Genomic DNA, 19,234 nt, shown 5'->3' on the forward strand with positions numbered 1-19,234 from the left:
TTACCATTACTTATTAATATACTTTAAAATTTCATCTGTTACTTTATCCCAGCTATTATATTTTTCTAAGAATTTATTAAGCTTCTCATTATATATTAAGTTAAGGTAATCTTCATCTTTCATATTTAGAATATTCAACGTCTCGTCAGCCATTGCTTTTACATCAAACTCTTCTACGAATTTCACAGCTTCTAAATCTCCATATACACTCTTAGGTCCTGGAAGGTCATAAGATATTATCGGAGTCCCTAATGCTAGGGATTCAAGAATTACTAGTGAAAAAGAATCAATGTGAGATGGGTATATCAATGCTTTTGCTTTACTGACTATTTTATATTTTTCCTTGTCTGAAATAAAACCTAGATACTCTATGTTTTTCTCCAAATTAAATTTTTTAACTAATTTAAAGAATTTTTCCTTCTCCTTATCATTAAAGAATTTGCCGAATATTATGAGTTTAACATCATTGTTTCTCTTTACAATATTCCTCATTACATATGGGATTTCGAATATCCCTTTTAGATAATATAACCTAGCCCAAAATACTAAGTATTTTTCCTTATTCTTAGTTCTGTATTGTAAAAGTTTTGGATCGAATGCGTTTCCGGGGTTAAGAACTCTAATCTTTTCGTTCTTAATATTTAAAGCATTTAAAGTTCCTTCACTTACTGATAAAACATACTTAACAATAGGATCCTTCAAAATCTTTCCAAATTTAGCTATGTCGAGGAAGTTATATCTATTCTTAAACCCGAATAGAGGGTCTCCTAATCTGTATTTTATGCTTCCTTGTAAGAATCTTAGTGATTCGGCATAAGTCCTTATTTCAGATTGAATTGTAGTAACTAATGGTTTATTGGAAGTCTTTGCAATGCAGTAAGCGTCAAAAGATATTATTTCATCACAATATACTTTCCCATTAAGAGATCTGAGAAAGAGCTTAATCTTATTTAATTTAGAAGACATATCCATATAAACGTAGGTAATAGGGTCATACACTATTTTAACGTCATTTAGGCATTCTGAGTATCTATGTAAAATTTCCGAATAGTTAAGTCTTTCACATTTTTTTATAAAACTTGGAAAATCAAATGGTATTTTATCAAGATAATTACATATTTCTCTGCAATTATTTATAATTTCACTAGAAGGAGGTAATAAAAGTAAGTCTGTTTTCTTAGCTAGTCTAGTTATAACCTCTTTAGAATGTACTTCTCCTCCTCCAAAAAAATTGATAAATGTCCTTACTGGTACTACTACTCCTATCACTATATCCTCTACAGTATGAAATATTATAAGGTTTTAAATCTCACCTTTACATAGATGTACTAGATGAAAGGTTTAACGTATATAACTACTAGAATAAATGCGTATAAAAAAGTCTATGATAATTGGATTTCTATATTAAAAAATATAAATAAAGGAGAAAAAATAATTGACGTTGTATTAAAGGACAAATCTAGGGGAAAATGTACAATAGATTGTGTTATAGCCCTTGTTGATTTAGTCAATAAATTTAACTTTAATCCTTCAAAGTTTCATTTTGAGAGTGAAAGTCTCTATTATAATGACTATAAAGTTATTCAAGATTCTTACTTATCTATTATAATTTCTGCTGGCGGCTTTATAAAAGAAGGTGAAATATGGTATAATAAGAAATATAATATTAGATTTATTAATAAAATAAATTTCAATTTATTTGAAAATTTTGTCTTAGAGCAATATAACACAGAGATAGAAGGTGAAGTAGTAGACATTGGTGCTAATATCGGTGATTCTGCAATATATTTTGTATTAAAAGGAGCAACGCATGTTTATGCATTTGAGCCATTATTTACAGTTTATAAAATTGCTTTACAGAATGTTAAAATTAATAACCTAGAGGATAAAATTACTTTAATCAATGCTGCAATTAGCTCTAAAGAAGGAAAAACTAAAGTTCCATCAACTGTCGATATAGAGGAGTCCGGAGGTTTTACTGTAACAAATGAAGGAGACATAGAAGTTCCTATGCTTTCCTTTAATAATGTAAGAAAAATGGTTAAAGACCCTTACCTTTTAAAGCTGGACTGCGAAGGATGTGAGGCTGATATAATCTTTTCATCAGAGTTAGACTTTGAGAAAATTTTTGTTGAATCTCATGAGAAAATAACCAAAATACCCCATGGAGAGTTAATAAAGAGATTAGAAGAACAATATTATAGATGTGAAGAAAGAATAAAAATAGACAGTAATACTAAACTATTCTATTGTACTAAACTTAAATAATTTTTCTGAAATTATAATTTTTTAGAATTTAATAGGCATTCCTAATAGAAATATTATTAATAAAGTATATAAAGGTGATATGAAAAGCTTTAATATTTTACTTTTAAAGACCTAAACTGAATGAATCCAATAAAGAACGCGTTAAAAAGCATTAGTGTGACTACTACTAACGTTATAACTGCCTTAATCTTTTTCGTTATTACGGCAAAGATTTCCAATCCATCATTCTTTGGAAAAGTTGCTATAATTCAACTTCTTGAAGTAGTCACATCAGCTTTCTTTTATTTAATCCCCGGTCAAATAATAACAAGAGAAATCTCATATCTTTACGCTAAAAAAGAGATAAATAAAAGAGTAATAGAAATATTTCTTTCATTCCCTTTTTTAGCCCTTCCAGTTTTCCTTATCCTTCTCATATTCCCAAATTACGTTAAGTTAGCAATCCCCTATCTCTTTCTTTATCTCCTCAACGGCGTATTAACAGCAGTAATGATAGGGATGGACATGTTTACTGAATCGGCAATAACAGGGAACCTCTTTCTAGTCATAAGATGGGGGATATCGATAATTGCAGTTCTCTTACACAGCATTTACCTCTTCATCGAGATCTGGACTTTGGGTGCAATAATTTCGGTCTCCACAAATTATGTATTTCTGAGCAGAAAAGTCGGATTACTCTTTCCTTCTCCGGACTTTACCTTCCTCTTTAAGCACTTCAGGGAGGGTCTTCCCCTTTATCTCTCTTCTTTATCTAGTTTCTTTTCTTCTCAAGGGGATAGAGTAACTACGGCATACTTGTTGGGTTCTTATTACCTAGGCATTTATCAATTCTCTGCATTAGTAGCCGGAGTGCCTTCGATGATTTTAAGTGCTTTAGGAAACGTCTTGCTACCGACAGCATCTTTTTATAGAGCTTTGGGAAAAGACGAGAAGAAGATGTCATCTCTTTCTTTTAGATTTTTATCGCTCTTAACTTTTCTAGCCGTAATAATCTCTATTCCCGTAGGTGAGATAGTAATTGATCACTTCTTCCCGGCATATAAGGCTGGACTAGAAGTTTTCATTTTACTTTTGGTTTCATCTACCCTTCCTTTTTCTATGGGATCCTTAACTAATTTCATTGTCGCGGCTAAGAAGGACTTGAAGCCTTTTCTTGCCCTCTCAGTTTTAAACGGTAGCTTAGTAGTGCTCACTTCCTATTTATTGATTCCTAGGATAGGGATAATAGGAGGGGCTATATCTCAGATCATTGTAGCCACTATATCTTCTCTCTTTGTCCTTTTTTATGCGACCAGGACCTCAGTTTTTATCCCGACTAAGAAAGAGTTTGTCCTCCTTTCAATTACTCCGCTTATTGGTGCTTATGAAATATTCGTTGACCCAGTTTTTATGGATTTCCTATTAGTTCTCGCTATTATTTTTATCTTCAAATTATTTAAAATAATTAGTGAGGACGAGATCAGGGTCATAGAAGGCTTCTTACCGCGTGGCTTAAAGTTCGTGTCCACTATCTTAAGGATTATGAGTTAACAAACGTAGTGTGTCGGGGGTAAAGACGAGGTCCTTCAGTCCTAATATAGTGACTATCACTATGGCAAAAACATAGAAAGCGTAAAATGCTTTATGCATATTGAGTAATGTTTTACGTTAAATCCACGTTTTAACAGTTTTTAACTATGCTAAATACACAAATGCCGTACTGTTTCAGAGTTTAATGTAAACATTATAGCAGTTACCCGTAATAAAGGTGTGTTTAGGCCTGAAAAGAAATTTGACAAAAACGTGGAAAATAATAGCCTTTTTCACGATATCCGCAAAGGGCTGGCTTTAGCTTGAGGTGTCAAAAGTAGGCTAATTTATGCGAGCGAAAAGTCGTAGTCCTCGTCGACGGGATTCGTTTACCCTTTGCGTTTACTGTCGAAGAGGATGTAAAGGTCTTGTCGGAAAGGGGCAGGGATGCCCCGGAAGAGGTTCCGAGTACGGCAGAGGAGGTAGGAGACACGTCTAATGAAGTCTTACAGTAGTAGCCTGTGCTTTGAGGGGGAAACCCAGTTTATCGTCCCGGCTAACGCTGGCTTTTATCAAAATTGCTGATGAGGGAAATTGAATAGCCACCGTAAAGCCTGAGGTCCCTTCTTGTAAATTTACTTTTTATACCCGGTCAGGCCTTATAGGTCAAAGTGGTGCGGTCTTCGTACTGTTTGCGGACATACAGTCCTACCCGCAAAGTCAAGCACACCGCGTAGGCCTTAGTTTACCTTCAACCCCAGTGCCTGACTTAGCATGACACGACGTAAACGGGTCCACGTAAACTATTCTTTTCTCAAGTGACCCCATCGAGGCCGTGATGGTTTCAGACTAGTTCAGATAATCGTAAACTCCTCGGCGTGTACTTACCGTCATAGCTATAACTACTATCACTAATGAGATCATTACGAAAAGAGAAAAATGTGTGTATTTCCACGCCATTTTACGTTATGATCCGTAGAAAATTGGACTAAAGTTTGTGTTCAGGTAGGGGATAACTAACCTGTGAGAGCTCTCAGAATTTCTAGCTGAGGAGTTCCCCCATGAGGGAGTCATAATGTCGACCTTTGATAAGCTGTACCTACTAGGGGATCCAAAGAATTACGCTAGGGAGAAATTAAAGGGTCAAACAGATAGGGGTGGGGGCCTTTATTCTCTATAGGAGTTACCGGAGATATGAAGACAACTAGTTTTGAGCCAAAAAATTGTACTGTTCTTATTTAGAGGGTCGGGGAGCGTAAGAAAGCTTACCGTTTCTGACTTTCTTAAGTGTTAACTCCTTTAACTTCTTCAGTTCCTCATCACTTTCAATCGTTACATAGTAGTATTCTCCGTCTTTTCCGCTCTCCATAATTACATGTCTGTTGGAGCATTAAAAATGTGTTTCACTCGTCCTTTGCGAATTGCGATTTTCTCTCCAACCAGCACAATTTATGTGCATAAATAATACGGTGCACGTAAAGTCATACGTATAAACTGAGTTATAACTTTCTTATAACACGGTTATATGCGATACCGTGTATTAATACTGCTGTGTGTATTATCTAATGGCTATGACCTCACTATACTTAGGCAAATAAGGACCGCAAGAGGGCCGTGAAAGGCCCTGTAATTAAGGTTAAGAGAGCTTTTCTAATGGGGTTTTATAACGTAGAGTTTAACGGATACACAATCTTAGGTGATCCCCACTGTAAATGCTGTCCTACCGGCCGAGTCTGTAATACTGACTTTTCTATAAAATCCTATTAATAAAGTAAACTATATTTATTACTCACTCATTGGACGCTCTCACGCGAAGAAGTAGTTTGTTAACAAACTTTAAACGAAATCGATTTAGACTAGAATTGAAGCCCATTAAGTCCTAATCTAGTCAAGTTTATTAAATGATTTTTCAGTTCTTGTTAAATAATTCTTTTTAGGACCTTCTAGTCTTCATAGAGAGAAGATATAGATCTTTACGAGTATATATTTTGTGGCACACTTACTCAGCTCCAGCTACGCTCACAGTAGTCGTGTCATTCAGTGGCTCTATCTGGATTTACTAAATTTACTGCTTCTTAGTGTGTTGAATATTTGAATATTTTCCAGTCATTAGGGCCAATATTATCTTTAATATCATTATTAAATTTAATGGGTTTTGTAGTACTCTGTATTTCCTCTATCTTTGTCTGTCCAGTATAAACGGAGACTTTATTATTATCCTGAGCTAGGCAAACTGAAATCGTAGAAGTATTCATCTTATCTTCCCTATTGAGTACTGCAAATGCGTTCTCACTTACCTCAAGCTCATTACACCCATCAAATATGTTATTCAGTTGGTTTGAGTTCTTTACATGAAATACGAATCCCCTCACATAATCACATGGGTTTAAGGTGAGCTCCAATTTAATTTTTTTATTACTAACAGATGCTACAACACCGAATAGCACGAACACATTATTAAATCCTGTCACTTTATTATCTTTAATTTTAAAGTATAAATTAATATTGTTTTTTACAAAATCTAATTCTTCAGAAGAAATTTTAGCTTTCTTTTGGTCTATCGAGTATTCTATACCATTAATAATTGGTACAAAGACCGATTTGCCACTTTGTTGGGTGGTGCTCATTTTATACTTATCTAACTTCTCAAATTATAAATATTATTTGGTGTGAAGACTTATAAAAAAGAAAAACTTATTTTAGTCAATGAAAGGGCTTTTAGTTTTAGCGTATGCAGTTACTAACCTTCATCCAGGTGCAGGTAGGGGTTACGGGGTCGTAGACTTACCCGTTCAGAAAGACCAACTTGGTTATCCCATAATTTTCTCCTCGGCATTTAAAGGCCCTTTAAAGGCTTTATGTGCTGGCGAGGCGGTCAATGGCTCCGGGAGAATAAACTGTAAGGAAAAACCAGAATGTTGCTGTTTGTTCGGTAGCGAGCCCGAAGAAGCGGAGAGTAATAAGGGTGTACTCAACGTTTTAGATTTACTCCTATTTTCCGTCCCGGCTCCTATTCGTAATGGTTTTGTGCAATTAACCACACGTTATCTCATTGAAAGGGCTAGAAATATATTTAACGTAATAAAGGACATAAACGGGTATACGGGGACTTTAGGTAACGACATCTCTTTGCTCTTAGATAAAAAAGGAGACGGTGAGGTAGCTGAAATATATAATAGTGAGATCGAGACACTCAATCTCGACGGTTTTAAAATATTGAATTCTCTTCCTTTATTTAACAGTAAACTGGCGGTCTCAGATGATAGGAGGCTTATTGATAGGTCTTTAATAGTCTATACTAGGAATAGGTTAAATCTTTTGACTAAGGTCGTTAATGAGGGAGGGCTGTGGAGTGAGGAATACATCCCTATGGGCTCGATTTTTATAGGAGGTTTCGTTATTGACGAAAGTGTTAGTAATAAGTACTGTGAGGTTACCAGCAAGGTTGCTTGCGATAGTTTACGTTTCTTGCCTTATTTTTCCAAGGTATTTAACGCAAACAAGATTTCGGACGACGTTTACTCCCTTTACCTTAACATAGGGGGTAAGGAGAGTATAGGTAAGGGGTTCATGAAAGTTTTCGTGGGTGTCTAATATGGATGAGGTGGATTACGCTTTGGACATCGGCGCGAAACTTCTTGAGCTGGTGAGGTCTTGTAACAAGAGCGTTAAGGGTTTTAGGAGCAGGGCTAGGGAGATGCCGCAAATGGTTCAGCAACTCGGTTTAATCCCCTCACTGACTTTTTTGCTGTCAAAAATAGACGATAAACTCTTACTCCCCTCAATTCAATACTTTGTAAAGGGAAAAGGGGTTGGTGAAAAAGAAAAGTTGTGTGACGAGGTAGAGGAGGAAGGGTATACTTCGTACTTAGTAGTGAGTTTCGCGTGGGTCAAGTTAAAGCTCAATGACATAAAGTTTTTTGATAAGTGCGACTTTGATGAGTCTGTTGATGTCGTGAGCTACATAAAGGAGGATTACATATCGACCCTCAAAACGTTAAAAAATGACGGGAACCTCCTTGCGAATATTGAGGGTTCCGTCCTTAATCTCTCTATAGAGTTAAAGAAAATAGTTGACGGTGTTTATGGTGGTGAAGGTGATAGAAGAAGTAGCTAAGATAGAAGAAGTAGTTAATAAGCTGATTAATGATAGGAGGGAGGTAATATCGTTTATTAACGTTACACCGTGGTGGGGAGGTAACGAGTTCGGTTATACTTTTGACGACGACGGGAACGTTACTTATCCTACTGCTAACGGAATTGTAGGTAAGACTAGATGGTTTATGAGAAACATTATTGCACAAGCTTTATCTCGGGACAATTTTTCTGAGGTAGATGAAAGATACCTTAAAGAGTTAGGGACTTTAAATAATAAGTCTAAGATAACTGTGAGAGTTATTAAGGAGAGGGGTGATGTTGAGCCACATTATTTTACAAAAGAAGAAGCTGCGTGCGCGTTTAAGAGATCTTTAAAGTTAGATAAGAGTATTTGTCATAATAAGGACACATTATGTAACTTAGGTTCCCTTTCTCCAATAGATGAATATTTAATGTATTTCTGTGTGCCGAGATTTAATCTTGTCCACTTAGGCCAAAATGGCCCTGAGTTCTATTATTACAATCAGCCAGCCAGGCCTAGGAGTATTAGGATAAAGGTCGAGGTAATAAATAATGGGGCTAGTAAAGAGTTCTTTGAATTCTTTAAAATGTCATTAATATTCACAATGAAATATATGGGAATTGGGAGGGCTGCTACTAGGGGTTTCGGGAGATTTGTACCGGAAAACCAAAGCGGACAAAGTAGTTTAGACGAAGAGTTAGGAAAATTATATTCTTTGCTGAAGCCTATTATTAAAAACGACGAAGTGAGACCTTTAAACCTAGAGAAGATATCTCGTCCTTGCTTATTCAATTATAGGAATGATAACTTCCTGCCTATATATGGTCAAAACCCCATAGTTTACCTTATTGCTATAGGAAATGCAACACTTAAAGTAGCATGGAAGAGATTTGAAGGAAAACCTTACAAGGATCACGGCTATAATTACCATACGTGGACTTTAGGGTTACCAAGAGGACAAGGGAGATTAGGTTATTCCATTAAAAAAGAAGAAGATAGGGAGAAAGAAGATAAAGGAAGGAGAATATCATATATTACACTGTCTCCAAAATGCGACGGATATACTTGCGAAGAGATTTATCTAATCCCGTTTATTTATGAGGAGGAAGAGGCAAAAAAATTAATACATAGGGGGAAGCATGATAGAGAAAAAGAAGTAGTGAAAGGAAATGTAAGAAGTTATGTCGAAAAGGCATTGAAGCAGATAAAACTCATGCTCTCTGGTGGTAGCGATGCCTGATGGCTGTTCACTCATCTGTTTACTCCAAGATTACGTGGGTATGTTACTTAACGACCTTAAGAATAAAGACGAAATAAAACGGAAAATGGTCAAAACCCTCACCTCTTGCTCATTTTCACAGAACATGGAAATTGCTAACAAGTCTTTAGATGAGGGTGTGAACGCATTAAGGAGTACGGGCTATTGTGCCTTGGACATAACTGCAAGGACAGCCAAGAAATTTTACGTTGGGGTCTCCGAACTCTCACCCTTTTACCTCTTCTTCGAAACTGGGTTAGTGTGGGACCTCGCGTTAAATCTACCTTATATTCCCGGTTCTGTAATTAAGGGAGTTTTAAGGAGTTATATGACGGACTTGTGTAATAAGAACGAGGAGTGTATTAGTTATGTTTACGAGATTTTTGGTGTGCCGGAAAAGGACATACATAGAGGCGAAAACGTCGAGATTTATGTGACCGGTCTTGACGCCTCTTCTTCTTTATTAGTAGTCTTAGACTCATACCCTATTAAAGGTGAGAGATTACTGACTGGCGATATAACCACTCCTCATTATTTTAAAAGAGGAGGGGCGGTTAAGAACGAGTATGAGGTTAGCCCAAAACCTTCCTTAAGGGTCGCAATAAATGAGGGGGTTACTTTTAGGTTTGTTGTAGGTATTCACCAAGACGCTTTACCGCTATTTCAAGAATGGGCGAGTTATTTAGGTTATAAAAGTGGCGGGATGTCTTTTCTTTTGCCTTTATTTTACGCTTTCAAACAAGGTATTGGTGCTAAGACTTCAAGGGGATACGGCGAATTTGAACTAGAAGACTTTTCGCTTGTCAGTTTTAACTTCATTAAGCCTAAAAAGGTGGGGAGGGTGAGGGTGAGTGGACGATAACTTCTTCTTGAATAAGATATACGCTTTATTTCATGACCCCCCTCATAAAATGACTGTGACAATGGGGAAAAGCGGTAAAGATTTCTTTAGAAAAAACTTTGAAGGAGCGTGCGGGGTTGGAGGTCATAAAGGAGAAGCGTCAATAATGCTTTATAATTTAATTATTAAAGAGCTAGAAAATAAACCTAAAGATTTCTGCAATATATATATAAAAAAAGGGACGGGAGTATATTACGCCGATATATTTGCATCTGAATATAACAGATGGGTTCTAAACTATCTATATAATAATAAAAATAAGCGGAAATCTAAAGATCATGATATAAATAAGCAGGGATTCAAAAATCAAGCTTTCTTTAACTATTTTAATTTTCATAACATATTTAATCCCTCATATTACGTCAAGGTTAATTACGATATAGATCAAGAAAAACTTAAAGTATTTAAGGAGAAATTTGAGGAAGTAATTAAAGACGCTATCTCGAATCTTAATATCAAAAATATATCGGACCAGACCAAATACCTTTACTTTCTGATATATACAATATACGAACCTCTGTGGATTTATTCTGATCTACCAGTAGAGGTTGAAGATTCCAGAGCCCCATTTTACACAATTTTTGACCACTTATACGCCTCTGCCTCAATGATAAACTGGGTATACAGCTCCTCAAAACCGAAGGGGTTCTACGTAGTAATAGATATCCCGGGGGTGCAGGGAGTAGTTAACTCTGCTAGAAAAGCGAGTGACTATTGGGCTGGAAGTTGGATGCTTTCAATGATAGTTTGGTTGACTGTGTGGCAATTAATCAAGGAGTATGGTCCGGACATATTATTGGCACCAACTGCGAGGTTTAACCCGCTGTATTACGCAATGGTCCTGAACTACTTAGAAGACGTAATAGGCGGTAAAGTAAGGGAGAAAGTAGAGGACGTGTTAAATACAATAATAGGTGAGGTCAGCGGAATTTACAATTATAAGGACTTCGTGAAGGAGGCGATAATTCCTGCGACAGCTAGCTTAATTTTGCCTAAAGAGCCCGGTGAGTGTCCTATCAAAACCGAGAATAAAATACTGGAATACTATAAGAGGGCATATGACTGTATAATTAAGGAACTCCCCACAGGGAATGTAAGTAGTGAGTTATGTACGGAATTTGTTAAAGCTTTCGACATTACTTTACCTGCAATAGGTAGTAGTGACTTCGATAAAGTAATTAGGGGGTTAGTTGAAATAGCAGAGAAGTATGCTGACAAAATCCTGATCAGGCCCGCAATATACGTAATAGATATTGATGAGGTAAAGGATGAAATAGAGAGTGATTTAAAAGAGAAGAAAGTCGATAAAATCTTATCTGAAAAGCTAGTTAATAAGGTTATAGGTCAATACGTTTTCCATTATATTACTACTAAACTCTATAGAGAGAAAATCAAGGAAAGGTATAAGAAAGAAATTCTTCCTAAACCAGAATGGTTCTCTTCGTTTAAAAGGCTGTTCGATTATAAGAGCGAGAACTGGGAATATTGTACAGTTTGCGGGAACGAGCCGGCAATATTTAATTTTGCTAAAAAGAAAAACGAAGATGATTATTCTGATTCTACAAAGGAAGAAATCTTGAAGCTGGCTCAAGTAACTAAAGGTTCTCAAGGTGAACTGTTCGAAGAGTTAAAAGTTTGGTTTAAGCCCGGGGAAAAACTGGGCCCCTTATGTATAATCAAAAGGGGGTTATATTACACCTTAAGTGGTAAATTGAAGGTGTTTAGGAGTACAGACGACATAGCTTACAGTTATTATAAGGAAGTAATACAGCCGGAAATTAAGGACTTAGACGAGTGTAAGGATTTGATAAATTTTCTGGACAGAGAGGAATCTGACGTATACAAGGCCTTTGGAAACCCGGTGGAAGCTAGGAAAAAGTTCAGTAAATGTACGGAGATAGGTGACAAGAAACTGAGCTGTATTCAAAAGGATTATGAGGTAAGCGAGGTCAACGAGGCGTTCATAAACGCTATAAAAGGTTACAGAGGGTTTTATGCTATCATTAAGGCTGACGTTGATAACATGACTGAAACCGCTAGGGCAGAGATAAAAGCTGAAAAATACTTAGACGTTTTACCTAAGCTGCTAAAGCACGGTTATTTTGAGGAATACTCACGAAATCCTACTTCTAAAGTTTTATCCAAGCATTGTAAATATTTAATCTATACTTATATGAACATGACCTCAGTGGCTAATACCATTAATGAAGGGTACATCTTGATGACTCCGACTTATAGGGTCGCACTTTCAACTGCAATGATGTTAACGTTACTCAGAGACATAAAGACTGTTGAGGTAGATAACCACGGGCAGATAATTTATGCTGGCGGTGACGATGTAGTAACTTTAGTCCCAATAGACAGGTTAATAGATACACTGATCGGGCTCGAGGATAACTTTGTAGGCAAAGACGGTTTCTTCCGTGTAAGAAATTGGTATATCCCCGCGATATCTCCTAACGGTAGGTCGTTCTCCGTTAGAATTGCTAATATAGCAGATTTCATGACGAATGAAATACAGACTGCGACTGAGTTACTTAATAAGGTGAAAAAGGTAAAATGGGTGAGCTCAGTAGAGGCAAGGGAAAAGTTCTCGGTTATCATCTCTTCCTCTAGGTTAAACTATGAAAGTATATTGCCAATGTGGGATTATAAATATTTAAGACTATTAAAGAAAATGTGGGTATTAAACCTGAGTAATATTTTGAGTTCCTCAGTATACGAAGACTATGAAAACGGTTTCAAGGGACTAATAGATGGTTTTGTAAAAAATGGGGTAACGAAAGGACCTACGTATGAGCTACTTAAACGGCTAATTAGTTACGTGTTAATTAGAAATGGAGGGGAAGACTTAATAGGCAATTTCGAATTTGAGATGAAAATTCTTGAAGTAGGAGGTTATAAAAGTAATATATTTAATGAGGTATTTAAAGCGTTTAGAATAATGAGGGGAGTGCTTTGAAGCTCATAATAAGACCGCTTGAAGAATATAGGATAGGACTAAGGCAAAGTAGCGGGATAATAATAGAAAACGTTGACGTAATTTCGGCCTTTCCTTCTCCGACCACGATATTAGGAATAATAGGGAGGTTGAATAATGTAGTTCGGCCGAACGAAGCTGAAGGGATAGGGGATTTAGAAGACGCTTACAAATCTTTAACCTCTAGGGGACTCAATCCGTATAATGATAAATCCGATAATCCCCTAATCTGGGGCCCTGTGATTTACAAAGGTAATGAGCCCTCACCTTACTATCCGCTACTATTTAGCAAGTTAATCCTCGATGTTAAAAAGTATGTTAACATGAACGTGGATAAGGAGGGCGTAGTAGAGGAGTTACGTTTTCAGACGAGGCAAATGAACCAAATAAATAGAAGTAATAGAACCACTATTCACTCATTCTATCAGAAATTCTTCTCTTCTGAATATACATTAGAGTACTGCGTGAACGTTAGCGTTAAACCAGGCAGGTTAGTCGCGATAGGAGGTGAAAATAGATATGCGGGAGTTGAGATAAAGGACTCACTGTGTGATTACGGTAAAGGGGACTATGCGATATTGTTACAGCCCTTACTCTTCGAAACGGATAAAGATTACTTCGCTAGGATAGACACTGTAAAGGGATTTGACTGCGTTGAGGAAATTTACGGTATCTTGGTCGAGAAGGGTAACAGGGCTGACTTTAAGGTTAAGACTGTATACTATGCGTTAGGTTACGGAAAGGTGAGAAGGCCAATGCTCCAAGCTTTACCGCCTGGTACTGTTATTAAGGTAAAAGAGAAGTGTAGGGACGCCAAAGCTTTGGGAATTTTAAGTGAACTAGGTTTCGGTGCAATTTATAGGTATGAAAATCCGCAATAGCTTGGTAATAACCCGCCACCAAACAAAGTAGACTAATTTCAGATTAAGGATATGCCTTATGGAGAGGCACGTCAGATATACTATTGACGGTTATACAGAGCGTTGATTATATTAAAAACGCGTTGAAGTCTTCTAATTTAGGTGTGTAAGTAAGAACAGTATACATCAGTGTTTCTAGTTTTAGGAGACGGATTAAGCGACGTTATGAGTATACTTATGGGAGAATTGTCACATTTCCTTTTTCCCTTATGTTAAAAGCACATGATGAAGGACCTCTAGCTCTGGAGATTTCTTGCAAGAAAGTAACAAAAATAGGTAGTGCAGTTTACGGCATTTGTTATTCTGCGACCAGCGTTTTTATAAAGAGAATTTCTTCCTCAGGCTGGTAATTGCAATATATCGGTTATGCGTGAGTCAGGACGGGCCGTTAGAGGTCATATACTAAAAATACATTTTCTATGAATAACGATGACGAGAAGCTCCACGACTTATATATGAGTTACGACTATTTTTTATTTATGCAAGAGGGTTCAGTACACATCTTAGATAGTGAGTACCTAAAATACTTAACGGAGGTCTTCGAATTAGCTTTGCATGAAGTTAAAGGGAGGCTAAAGGAAGAGGAGGGTTTCCTCTCTGTAGAGTACGAATTATATCCCTTTGACTCAGAGAGGATAGTAATTACAGCAAGTAATAGAAAGGTAGGAGAGGAAGAAGAAGGTGAAACACATATCCCGATAGTGGGCTCAAAAACTTATTCCCTCTCTATCGAAAACCTTAGGATGGAAGGGAGGAATACGCTTAGGGGGGACGCATATTGTTTCACATGGGACGGTCCCTTAGTTAGTGTAAGTAATGGAGGAGTTTATAGGTCCAAAGTTACGTCGATCGTACAGAATAAGGTGATACGCGTTACTCTTTCACTTAATAATGTTATTAATGATGCAAACAGAATAGTGAATGCAATATCCGAAGTATTGAATGAGTGTATTCCCGTGCGAGGACAGCCTCGTTGAGTCCTTTAATTTTCGCAGGTGTTAAGCTCATCTTTCTAAAAGTCTCCGTTAATATACTCAGTCAAGTACTAAAGGGCAAGTTTATAGCCCTATATATGGTGGGGTATATACGCTTTGAGTTAAAGTTACTGTTGCCCTTTATGGACTGACCGAGTATAATAAGTTCCATGTTGACTTTAAGGAAAAATAAAGCGTCTTACAAGTATGATTAAAGCTTTAAAATAGTGTTGGTTAATTCTCTTTATGGTATTCATATATGATTCCGGTTATCTTTATAGATATGTGGATAGTGCAGAGTTATGTTTCGTTCTAAAGAACGGTATAGTTTACTCTACGAAGAACCCCAAAGGGACCTACTGGACTACGCTTTTCACAGATTCCGCTTTAATCGCTAGGAATTGGCTTGCTATAGATAAAAGGGAGTTTTTTAGGATCGGTGGATTTAGGTTAGTCGACATCGATCCTAGGCATATAAAGTACTCTGGTATTGTTAAGCCTTCTGGTAAATTTAAAGGAGGTGCCATTGAGATTTTAATAGATATACCTATACCCATTATATCAATTTATGATATGACGAGGGGACGACAAATTGGTTCTTATATGGATATTAGCGATCCCACGTTATGTCGGTGAACTGAATAAGAATTATACCCAGTCGGTTAATAAAGGGCACCGGTGTTGTTAGTGTAGGATCAGAATTCGCTGAGCAAGGGAATTGACATTGTCCTTTAATCCCTGACAGAGGATAAAGTCTTTCAATACTTTTTACAACTTCAGTGTCTTAACCTCTGGTAACACTATTTCTTCTAAACCTGAAGTCCTCACATATCTCAGCCACTCCTCATAGGTAGTGAAATACATAGGTGTTTCCCTCGACCAGCCCCAATGAGTTGGGAGTGAGTGTGTATGATCCCTTAAGAGGTGTGCCCCGAGGTGGAATTAAAAATGATTAAAAGTAAGGATAAGTTACGCCACGGGTAAACACAGTTTTGTGTGTGAAAGTGAGGAGGAAGTGAAAATATATAATAATTCACAATAGAATACTTATCTTGTGGAGAAGCATATTAGATATGTCATTGACGGTTATACCACACAGGGTGTAGAGTATGTTAAAAATGCGTTAAAGTCTTATTTAACTAATTTAGACGACGATGTGAGGGTAAGTAAGAAGGGATATAGGGTTTCACTGTCTTTTAGGACTCCAGCTAATGTTCGCGTAATGCAGTGTGAGGAAATTGACGAGTTGTTGTCAAAGGTAGGGGTTACAGCAGTGAGGATAATAGTCTCTAATGTAGTAACTTATGAATACGAAGGAGCAGTGACGTCTGGAACAACAGGGGGTATAACTGCTGGGGTATCATCTAAGAAGCTCAATGTCGCTCTTCTTATAGCAGTCCTTTCTGGACTGGCGGGGTATGCTGTAGGGAAGATGGTCGAAAGAGGTGATAACGTAATTCTCTCTTGTGAGAAAAGGAATGGAGTATGGGTAAGGAATTAGGACGAAGAATAAAAAGGAATAGTGAGGAGTTTTATAGATTATACCAAGAAGGAAAAGTGCTTAACCTCAGTAATAATATTCTAGCTTTCTTACTCCTCTCTGCTATTGAAGAGATGAGCAAGTATTTTATTGAGGTTTTGATAAGTAAATGTGGCGACTCTACATTAAGGAGAAATATTAGGAGTAGGATTTATAGTGAACATATGATTAAATACGAATTTTTTCTAGCTATTTATTATGTAATGCAAAATCTTGATATTGAAGCAATACGTGATAAAGTTAGATCTTTGGCTTATAAATGGACGGACATAAGGAAGAGGTACCTAATTAACGTTTCACATACTGAAGTTAAGTCTACGGGTCTAACTGAGATAGAAAATTATTATCTTAAGTACGAAGAGGTAGAAAAGGCTATTTTGGAACTTGGTAAGGATGACAGTTGCGACGTACTAAATACGTTAGTTAACGTTTTAGTTTCGTAAAAGCAAGTATAGTTAAACATTATTCGTTACTAAAATTAACTGGGACACTTCTAGTTAAATGACCCTCGTAATTTTTATAAGTGATTAAGAGACTGTAGTAATGGTACGTCCAGGCAAGGAGCTAGACGGGTCTGGCGTTAAGCATACAGGAAAAGAAAGTTAGTGAGGTCGAAAGCCAGTAATAAAGGACACTTCGTCAGTATGGGAATCTTGTTTTTATGATATTACAGCAGTTATTCTACTTTTCCTTGGTAATACCAAACTCCTGGTATTACCAATAAAGTTTTTAGAGTAGTGCCTAACTTATTGAAAAATGTGAAACACGAGAAATTCATCAACAACGAAAACGAGCTACACAAGGCAAAAAACGAGTTCATCAAAGCGTTCAACTTCTTAGTCGGGATACTGGTCATGGCAGGGCTGAGCAGAAAGACAGCACTAACCCTATCACTCACACCCCTAACAGGAGGGAGAGCGAGCACCAAGAACACCTCCAATACATTCAAACTAAACTACCCCAACCTACTCGAAGCACTAGAACACCTCGAAAACACGTGGGAAGACTACCTCCAAGCACTACGCAAACAAATAACAGGACCAGTAATAGTGGGAGTTTCACGGATCCTTTGCGAATTGTAATTATCTCTCTTAAATTAATATAATTCGGTATACAAATAATACAGTACACGAAGATTATTCTATGTAAATCTAATTATTTACACGTCACTTTACGCCTTTACACATACTATGTATTAATATTGCTGTGTGTATGTTTAATGTTATAATCTCACTCTCTTTAGACAAATAGAAATCGCAAAGGAGCCGTGAATGACCCGTAATAGTAATAACCGACGACACATTCGACCACAAACCATACTCAAGAGTTAAAGGCACAGCAAGCAAATACGGGAACTACACCTAGCGCTCAACACACGCAAAATAGGGCCAAGGGCCCAAGTCCTAACAATACACGACCTAACCACAAGCAAGACCTACCTAATCTGCGTTCCCCTACGCGACGAGAAAAACCTGGGAGAGTGGGGTGGTAAACGAGTTCAAGACCAAGATAGACATGGCTGCAGGAATACTCGAAGTCCTCAAGCAGTACTTCACCGTGGTAAGGGTAGTCTTCGACTCTTGGTACTGGTCTGAGAAACTAGTGAAGGGTAGTGTAGTTTCGGAGTTGAAGTCTAACAGGAGGCTCCTCAGGGTCAAGGCCTTGGGGTGACGTCGTGGGTAGAGGGGCACCCACACGTCAGGGACCTCCCTCCGGGGTCTTACTTAGCCGACCTGACCCTAGGGGACAGAGTTATCACAGTAAAGTTGTTAATAGTAGTATATAAAGGTGATAGGTTAAACTTGTACACTACTGACTTGGACTTAAGCGACGAGGAGGTAATGAGGACTTGGAAGATAAGGTGGGAGATAGAGGAGTTGCACAAGGACATCAAGGCCTTGGGTGTGCAGGACTCCTCCTCAAGAGGTCGAGGTTGCAAGGTTACTTGTCCCTCTTCGTGATGGTTGTTAACACGGTAAGGGGTTTGGTGAGCTCCCTTAACTTGAGGAGTGTGGAAGAGTTTTTGTGGTTTATTGAAAACCGTTTAGGGGGTGCACCGGCTCTGATGAAAATCTTTAAGTTACGTTAAAGTAGAATAACTGCTGTCAATACTTTTTCCAGCTCCAGTGTCTTGACCTCTGGTAACGCTATTTCCTCTAAACCTGAAGTCCTCACATATCTCAGCCACTCCTCATAGGTAGTGAAATACATAGGGTTTCCTTCATTATCAACCTCTACGCGTAATCATAGGTAAACTCATTATGCTACCGACCGAATAAAGCTGAAAAACCGCATAGGGTAGGGGACTCAGCCCCACTATCGTGTTCACTAGTTGTGAAGCCTTAGTAATTTCCTCGTTCACCTTAATAATAATGACGAAGTTTACCGTAATATCACATCGGTATACCATTATAGTGACCCTTTTCTTCTATAAGGGACTGACAGTAATTGCCCTTTTCTGCAGTTAAGGGGATAAAGTATAGTGTTTTTCTTATCAAAGGGGGGAGATTATGTAGACCGAAATAGGTCCCCCTCAACTGTTCCAGTAAGCCAGACTCCTCAGCTTACATAAGGGGGCTAAGCACTTCCTCGGGTCTGAGCTTAAGGGGCGTCACTACCCCTTTCAGTGTGACTTAAGCCCTGACTAATATAAGAAGTCAGGCCTTTGTAGTGAGGTATAGTATTGCGGAAAGTATTATCGCCCCGGTTAATTAGGTAAACCTCGTCAAGAAGGGACTATAAGGGTTAGGTAAAAGCTACGTGA

General features: G+C 37.5%; 17 protein-coding genes and 1 pseudogene. 14 read left to right on the forward strand and 4 right to left on the reverse strand.

Translation table 11 applies throughout. From position 1 onward, the window contains the following. Positions 1–6: 6 nt before the first annotated feature. Positions 7–1,269, reverse strand: a complete 1,263-nt coding sequence (locus KN1_RS00325) for a glycosyltransferase family 4 protein (RefSeq protein ID WP_221288645.1) — start codon at positions 1,267–1,269, stop codon at positions 7–9. Positions 1,270–1,332: 63 nt separating this feature from the next. Between KN1_RS00325 and KN1_RS00330 the strand changes: the two genes are divergently transcribed. Next, positions 1,333–2,268: an FkbM family methyltransferase gene (locus KN1_RS00330; RefSeq protein WP_221288647.1), complete on the forward strand. Its 936-nt coding sequence runs from the start codon at positions 1,333–1,335 to the stop codon at positions 2,266–2,268. Between the two features lie 120 nt (positions 2,269–2,388). Continuing rightward, on the forward strand, positions 2,389–3,798 hold the full coding sequence (locus KN1_RS00335) for an MATE family efflux transporter (protein ID WP_221288649.1): 1,410 nt from the start codon (positions 2,389–2,391) through the stop codon (positions 3,796–3,798). A 1,213-nt stretch (positions 3,799–5,011) separates the two neighbouring features. On the opposite strand, the gene KN1_RS14890 is transcribed toward KN1_RS00335, so the two are convergent. Both KN1_RS14890 and KN1_RS00340 read right to left on the reverse strand, forming a co-directional pair. Next, positions 5,012–5,146 (reverse strand): hypothetical protein, encoded by a 135-nt coding sequence (locus tag KN1_RS14890; RefSeq protein ID WP_258712532.1) that lies wholly within the window; start codon positions 5,144–5,146, stop codon positions 5,012–5,014. Positions 5,147–5,852: 706 nt separating this feature from the next. After that, on the reverse strand, positions 5,853–6,404 hold the full coding sequence (locus tag KN1_RS00340) for a hypothetical protein (protein ID WP_221288651.1): 552 nt from the start codon (positions 6,402–6,404) through the stop codon (positions 5,853–5,855). 79 nt (positions 6,405–6,483) lie between these two features. Between KN1_RS00340 and cmr4 the strand changes: the two genes are divergently transcribed. From cmr4 to KN1_RS00400, 12 genes and pseudogenes are all read left to right on the forward strand, one after another. Beyond that, positions 6,484–7,371, forward strand: coding sequence for a type III-B CRISPR module RAMP protein Cmr4 (gene cmr4 / locus KN1_RS00345; RefSeq protein ID WP_221288653.1), 888 nt, complete (start codon positions 6,484–6,486; stop codon positions 7,369–7,371). Between the two features lies 1 nt (position 7,372). Beyond that, on the forward strand, positions 7,373–7,894 hold the full coding sequence (gene cmr5 / locus KN1_RS00350; protein WP_225905740.1) for a type III-B CRISPR module-associated protein Cmr5: 522 nt from the start codon (positions 7,373–7,375) through the stop codon (positions 7,892–7,894). Continuing rightward, complete coding sequence (locus KN1_RS00355; RefSeq protein WP_225905741.1) at positions 7,875–9,137, forward strand: RAMP superfamily CRISPR-associated protein; 1,263 nt, start codon at positions 7,875–7,877, stop codon at positions 9,135–9,137. Before cmr5 ends, KN1_RS00355 begins: the two co-directional genes overlap by 20 nt. Continuing rightward, positions 9,130–10,017, forward strand: coding sequence for a type III-B CRISPR module RAMP protein Cmr6 (cmr6, locus tag KN1_RS00360; protein ID WP_221288659.1), 888 nt, complete (start codon positions 9,130–9,132; stop codon positions 10,015–10,017). Before KN1_RS00355 ends, cmr6 begins: the two co-directional genes overlap by 8 nt. Continuing rightward, complete coding sequence (gene cas10, locus KN1_RS00365; RefSeq protein WP_225905742.1) at positions 10,007–13,018, forward strand: type III-B CRISPR-associated protein Cas10/Cmr2; 3,012 nt, start codon at positions 10,007–10,009, stop codon at positions 13,016–13,018. The genes cmr6 and cas10 overlap by 11 nt, the downstream gene beginning before the upstream one ends. Next, on the forward strand, positions 13,015–13,917 hold the full coding sequence (locus tag KN1_RS00370) for a hypothetical protein (protein WP_221288660.1): 903 nt from the start codon (positions 13,015–13,017) through the stop codon (positions 13,915–13,917). Before cas10 ends, KN1_RS00370 begins: the two co-directional genes overlap by 4 nt. A 518-nt stretch (positions 13,918–14,435) precedes the next feature. Further along, positions 14,436–14,933, forward strand: coding sequence for a hypothetical protein (locus KN1_RS00375; RefSeq protein ID WP_221288661.1), 498 nt, complete (start codon positions 14,436–14,438; stop codon positions 14,931–14,933). A 243-nt stretch (positions 14,934–15,176) separates the two neighbouring features. Further along, on the forward strand, positions 15,177–15,566 hold the full coding sequence (locus KN1_RS00380; protein WP_221288662.1) for a hypothetical protein: 390 nt from the start codon (positions 15,177–15,179) through the stop codon (positions 15,564–15,566). Positions 15,567–15,984: 418 nt separating this feature from the next. Further along, a complete protein-coding gene (locus KN1_RS00385; protein WP_221288663.1) occupies positions 15,985–16,431 on the forward strand; it encodes a hypothetical protein in 447 nt (148 codons plus the stop codon). Further along, positions 16,416–16,913 (forward strand): hypothetical protein, encoded by a 498-nt coding sequence (locus KN1_RS00390; RefSeq protein WP_221288664.1) that lies wholly within the window; start codon positions 16,416–16,418, stop codon positions 16,911–16,913. Before KN1_RS00385 ends, KN1_RS00390 begins: the two co-directional genes overlap by 16 nt. 294 nt (positions 16,914–17,207) lie before the next feature. Beyond that, positions 17,208–17,552 carry a hypothetical protein gene (locus KN1_RS00395; protein WP_221288665.1) on the forward strand — a complete coding sequence of 115 codons (345 nt, stop codon included), beginning with the start codon at positions 17,208–17,210 and terminating at the stop codon, positions 17,550–17,552. A gap of 193 nt (positions 17,553–17,745) precedes the next feature. Continuing rightward, positions 17,746–18,559 (forward strand): annotated as a pseudogene (locus KN1_RS00400) (transposase); the annotation flags it as partial. On the opposite strand, the gene KN1_RS14895 reads toward KN1_RS00400, so the two are convergent. Next, positions 18,556–18,681, reverse strand: coding sequence for a hypothetical protein (locus KN1_RS14895; protein ID WP_258712534.1), 126 nt, complete (start codon positions 18,679–18,681; stop codon positions 18,556–18,558). The pseudogene KN1_RS00400 and the gene KN1_RS14895 overlap by 4 nt on opposite strands. Between the last annotated feature and the right edge of the window lie 553 nt (positions 18,682–19,234).

The organism is Stygiolobus caldivivus, assembly GCF_019704315.1.
Taxonomy (GTDB): domain Archaea; phylum Thermoproteota; class Thermoprotei_A; order Sulfolobales; family Sulfolobaceae; genus Stygiolobus; species Stygiolobus caldivivus.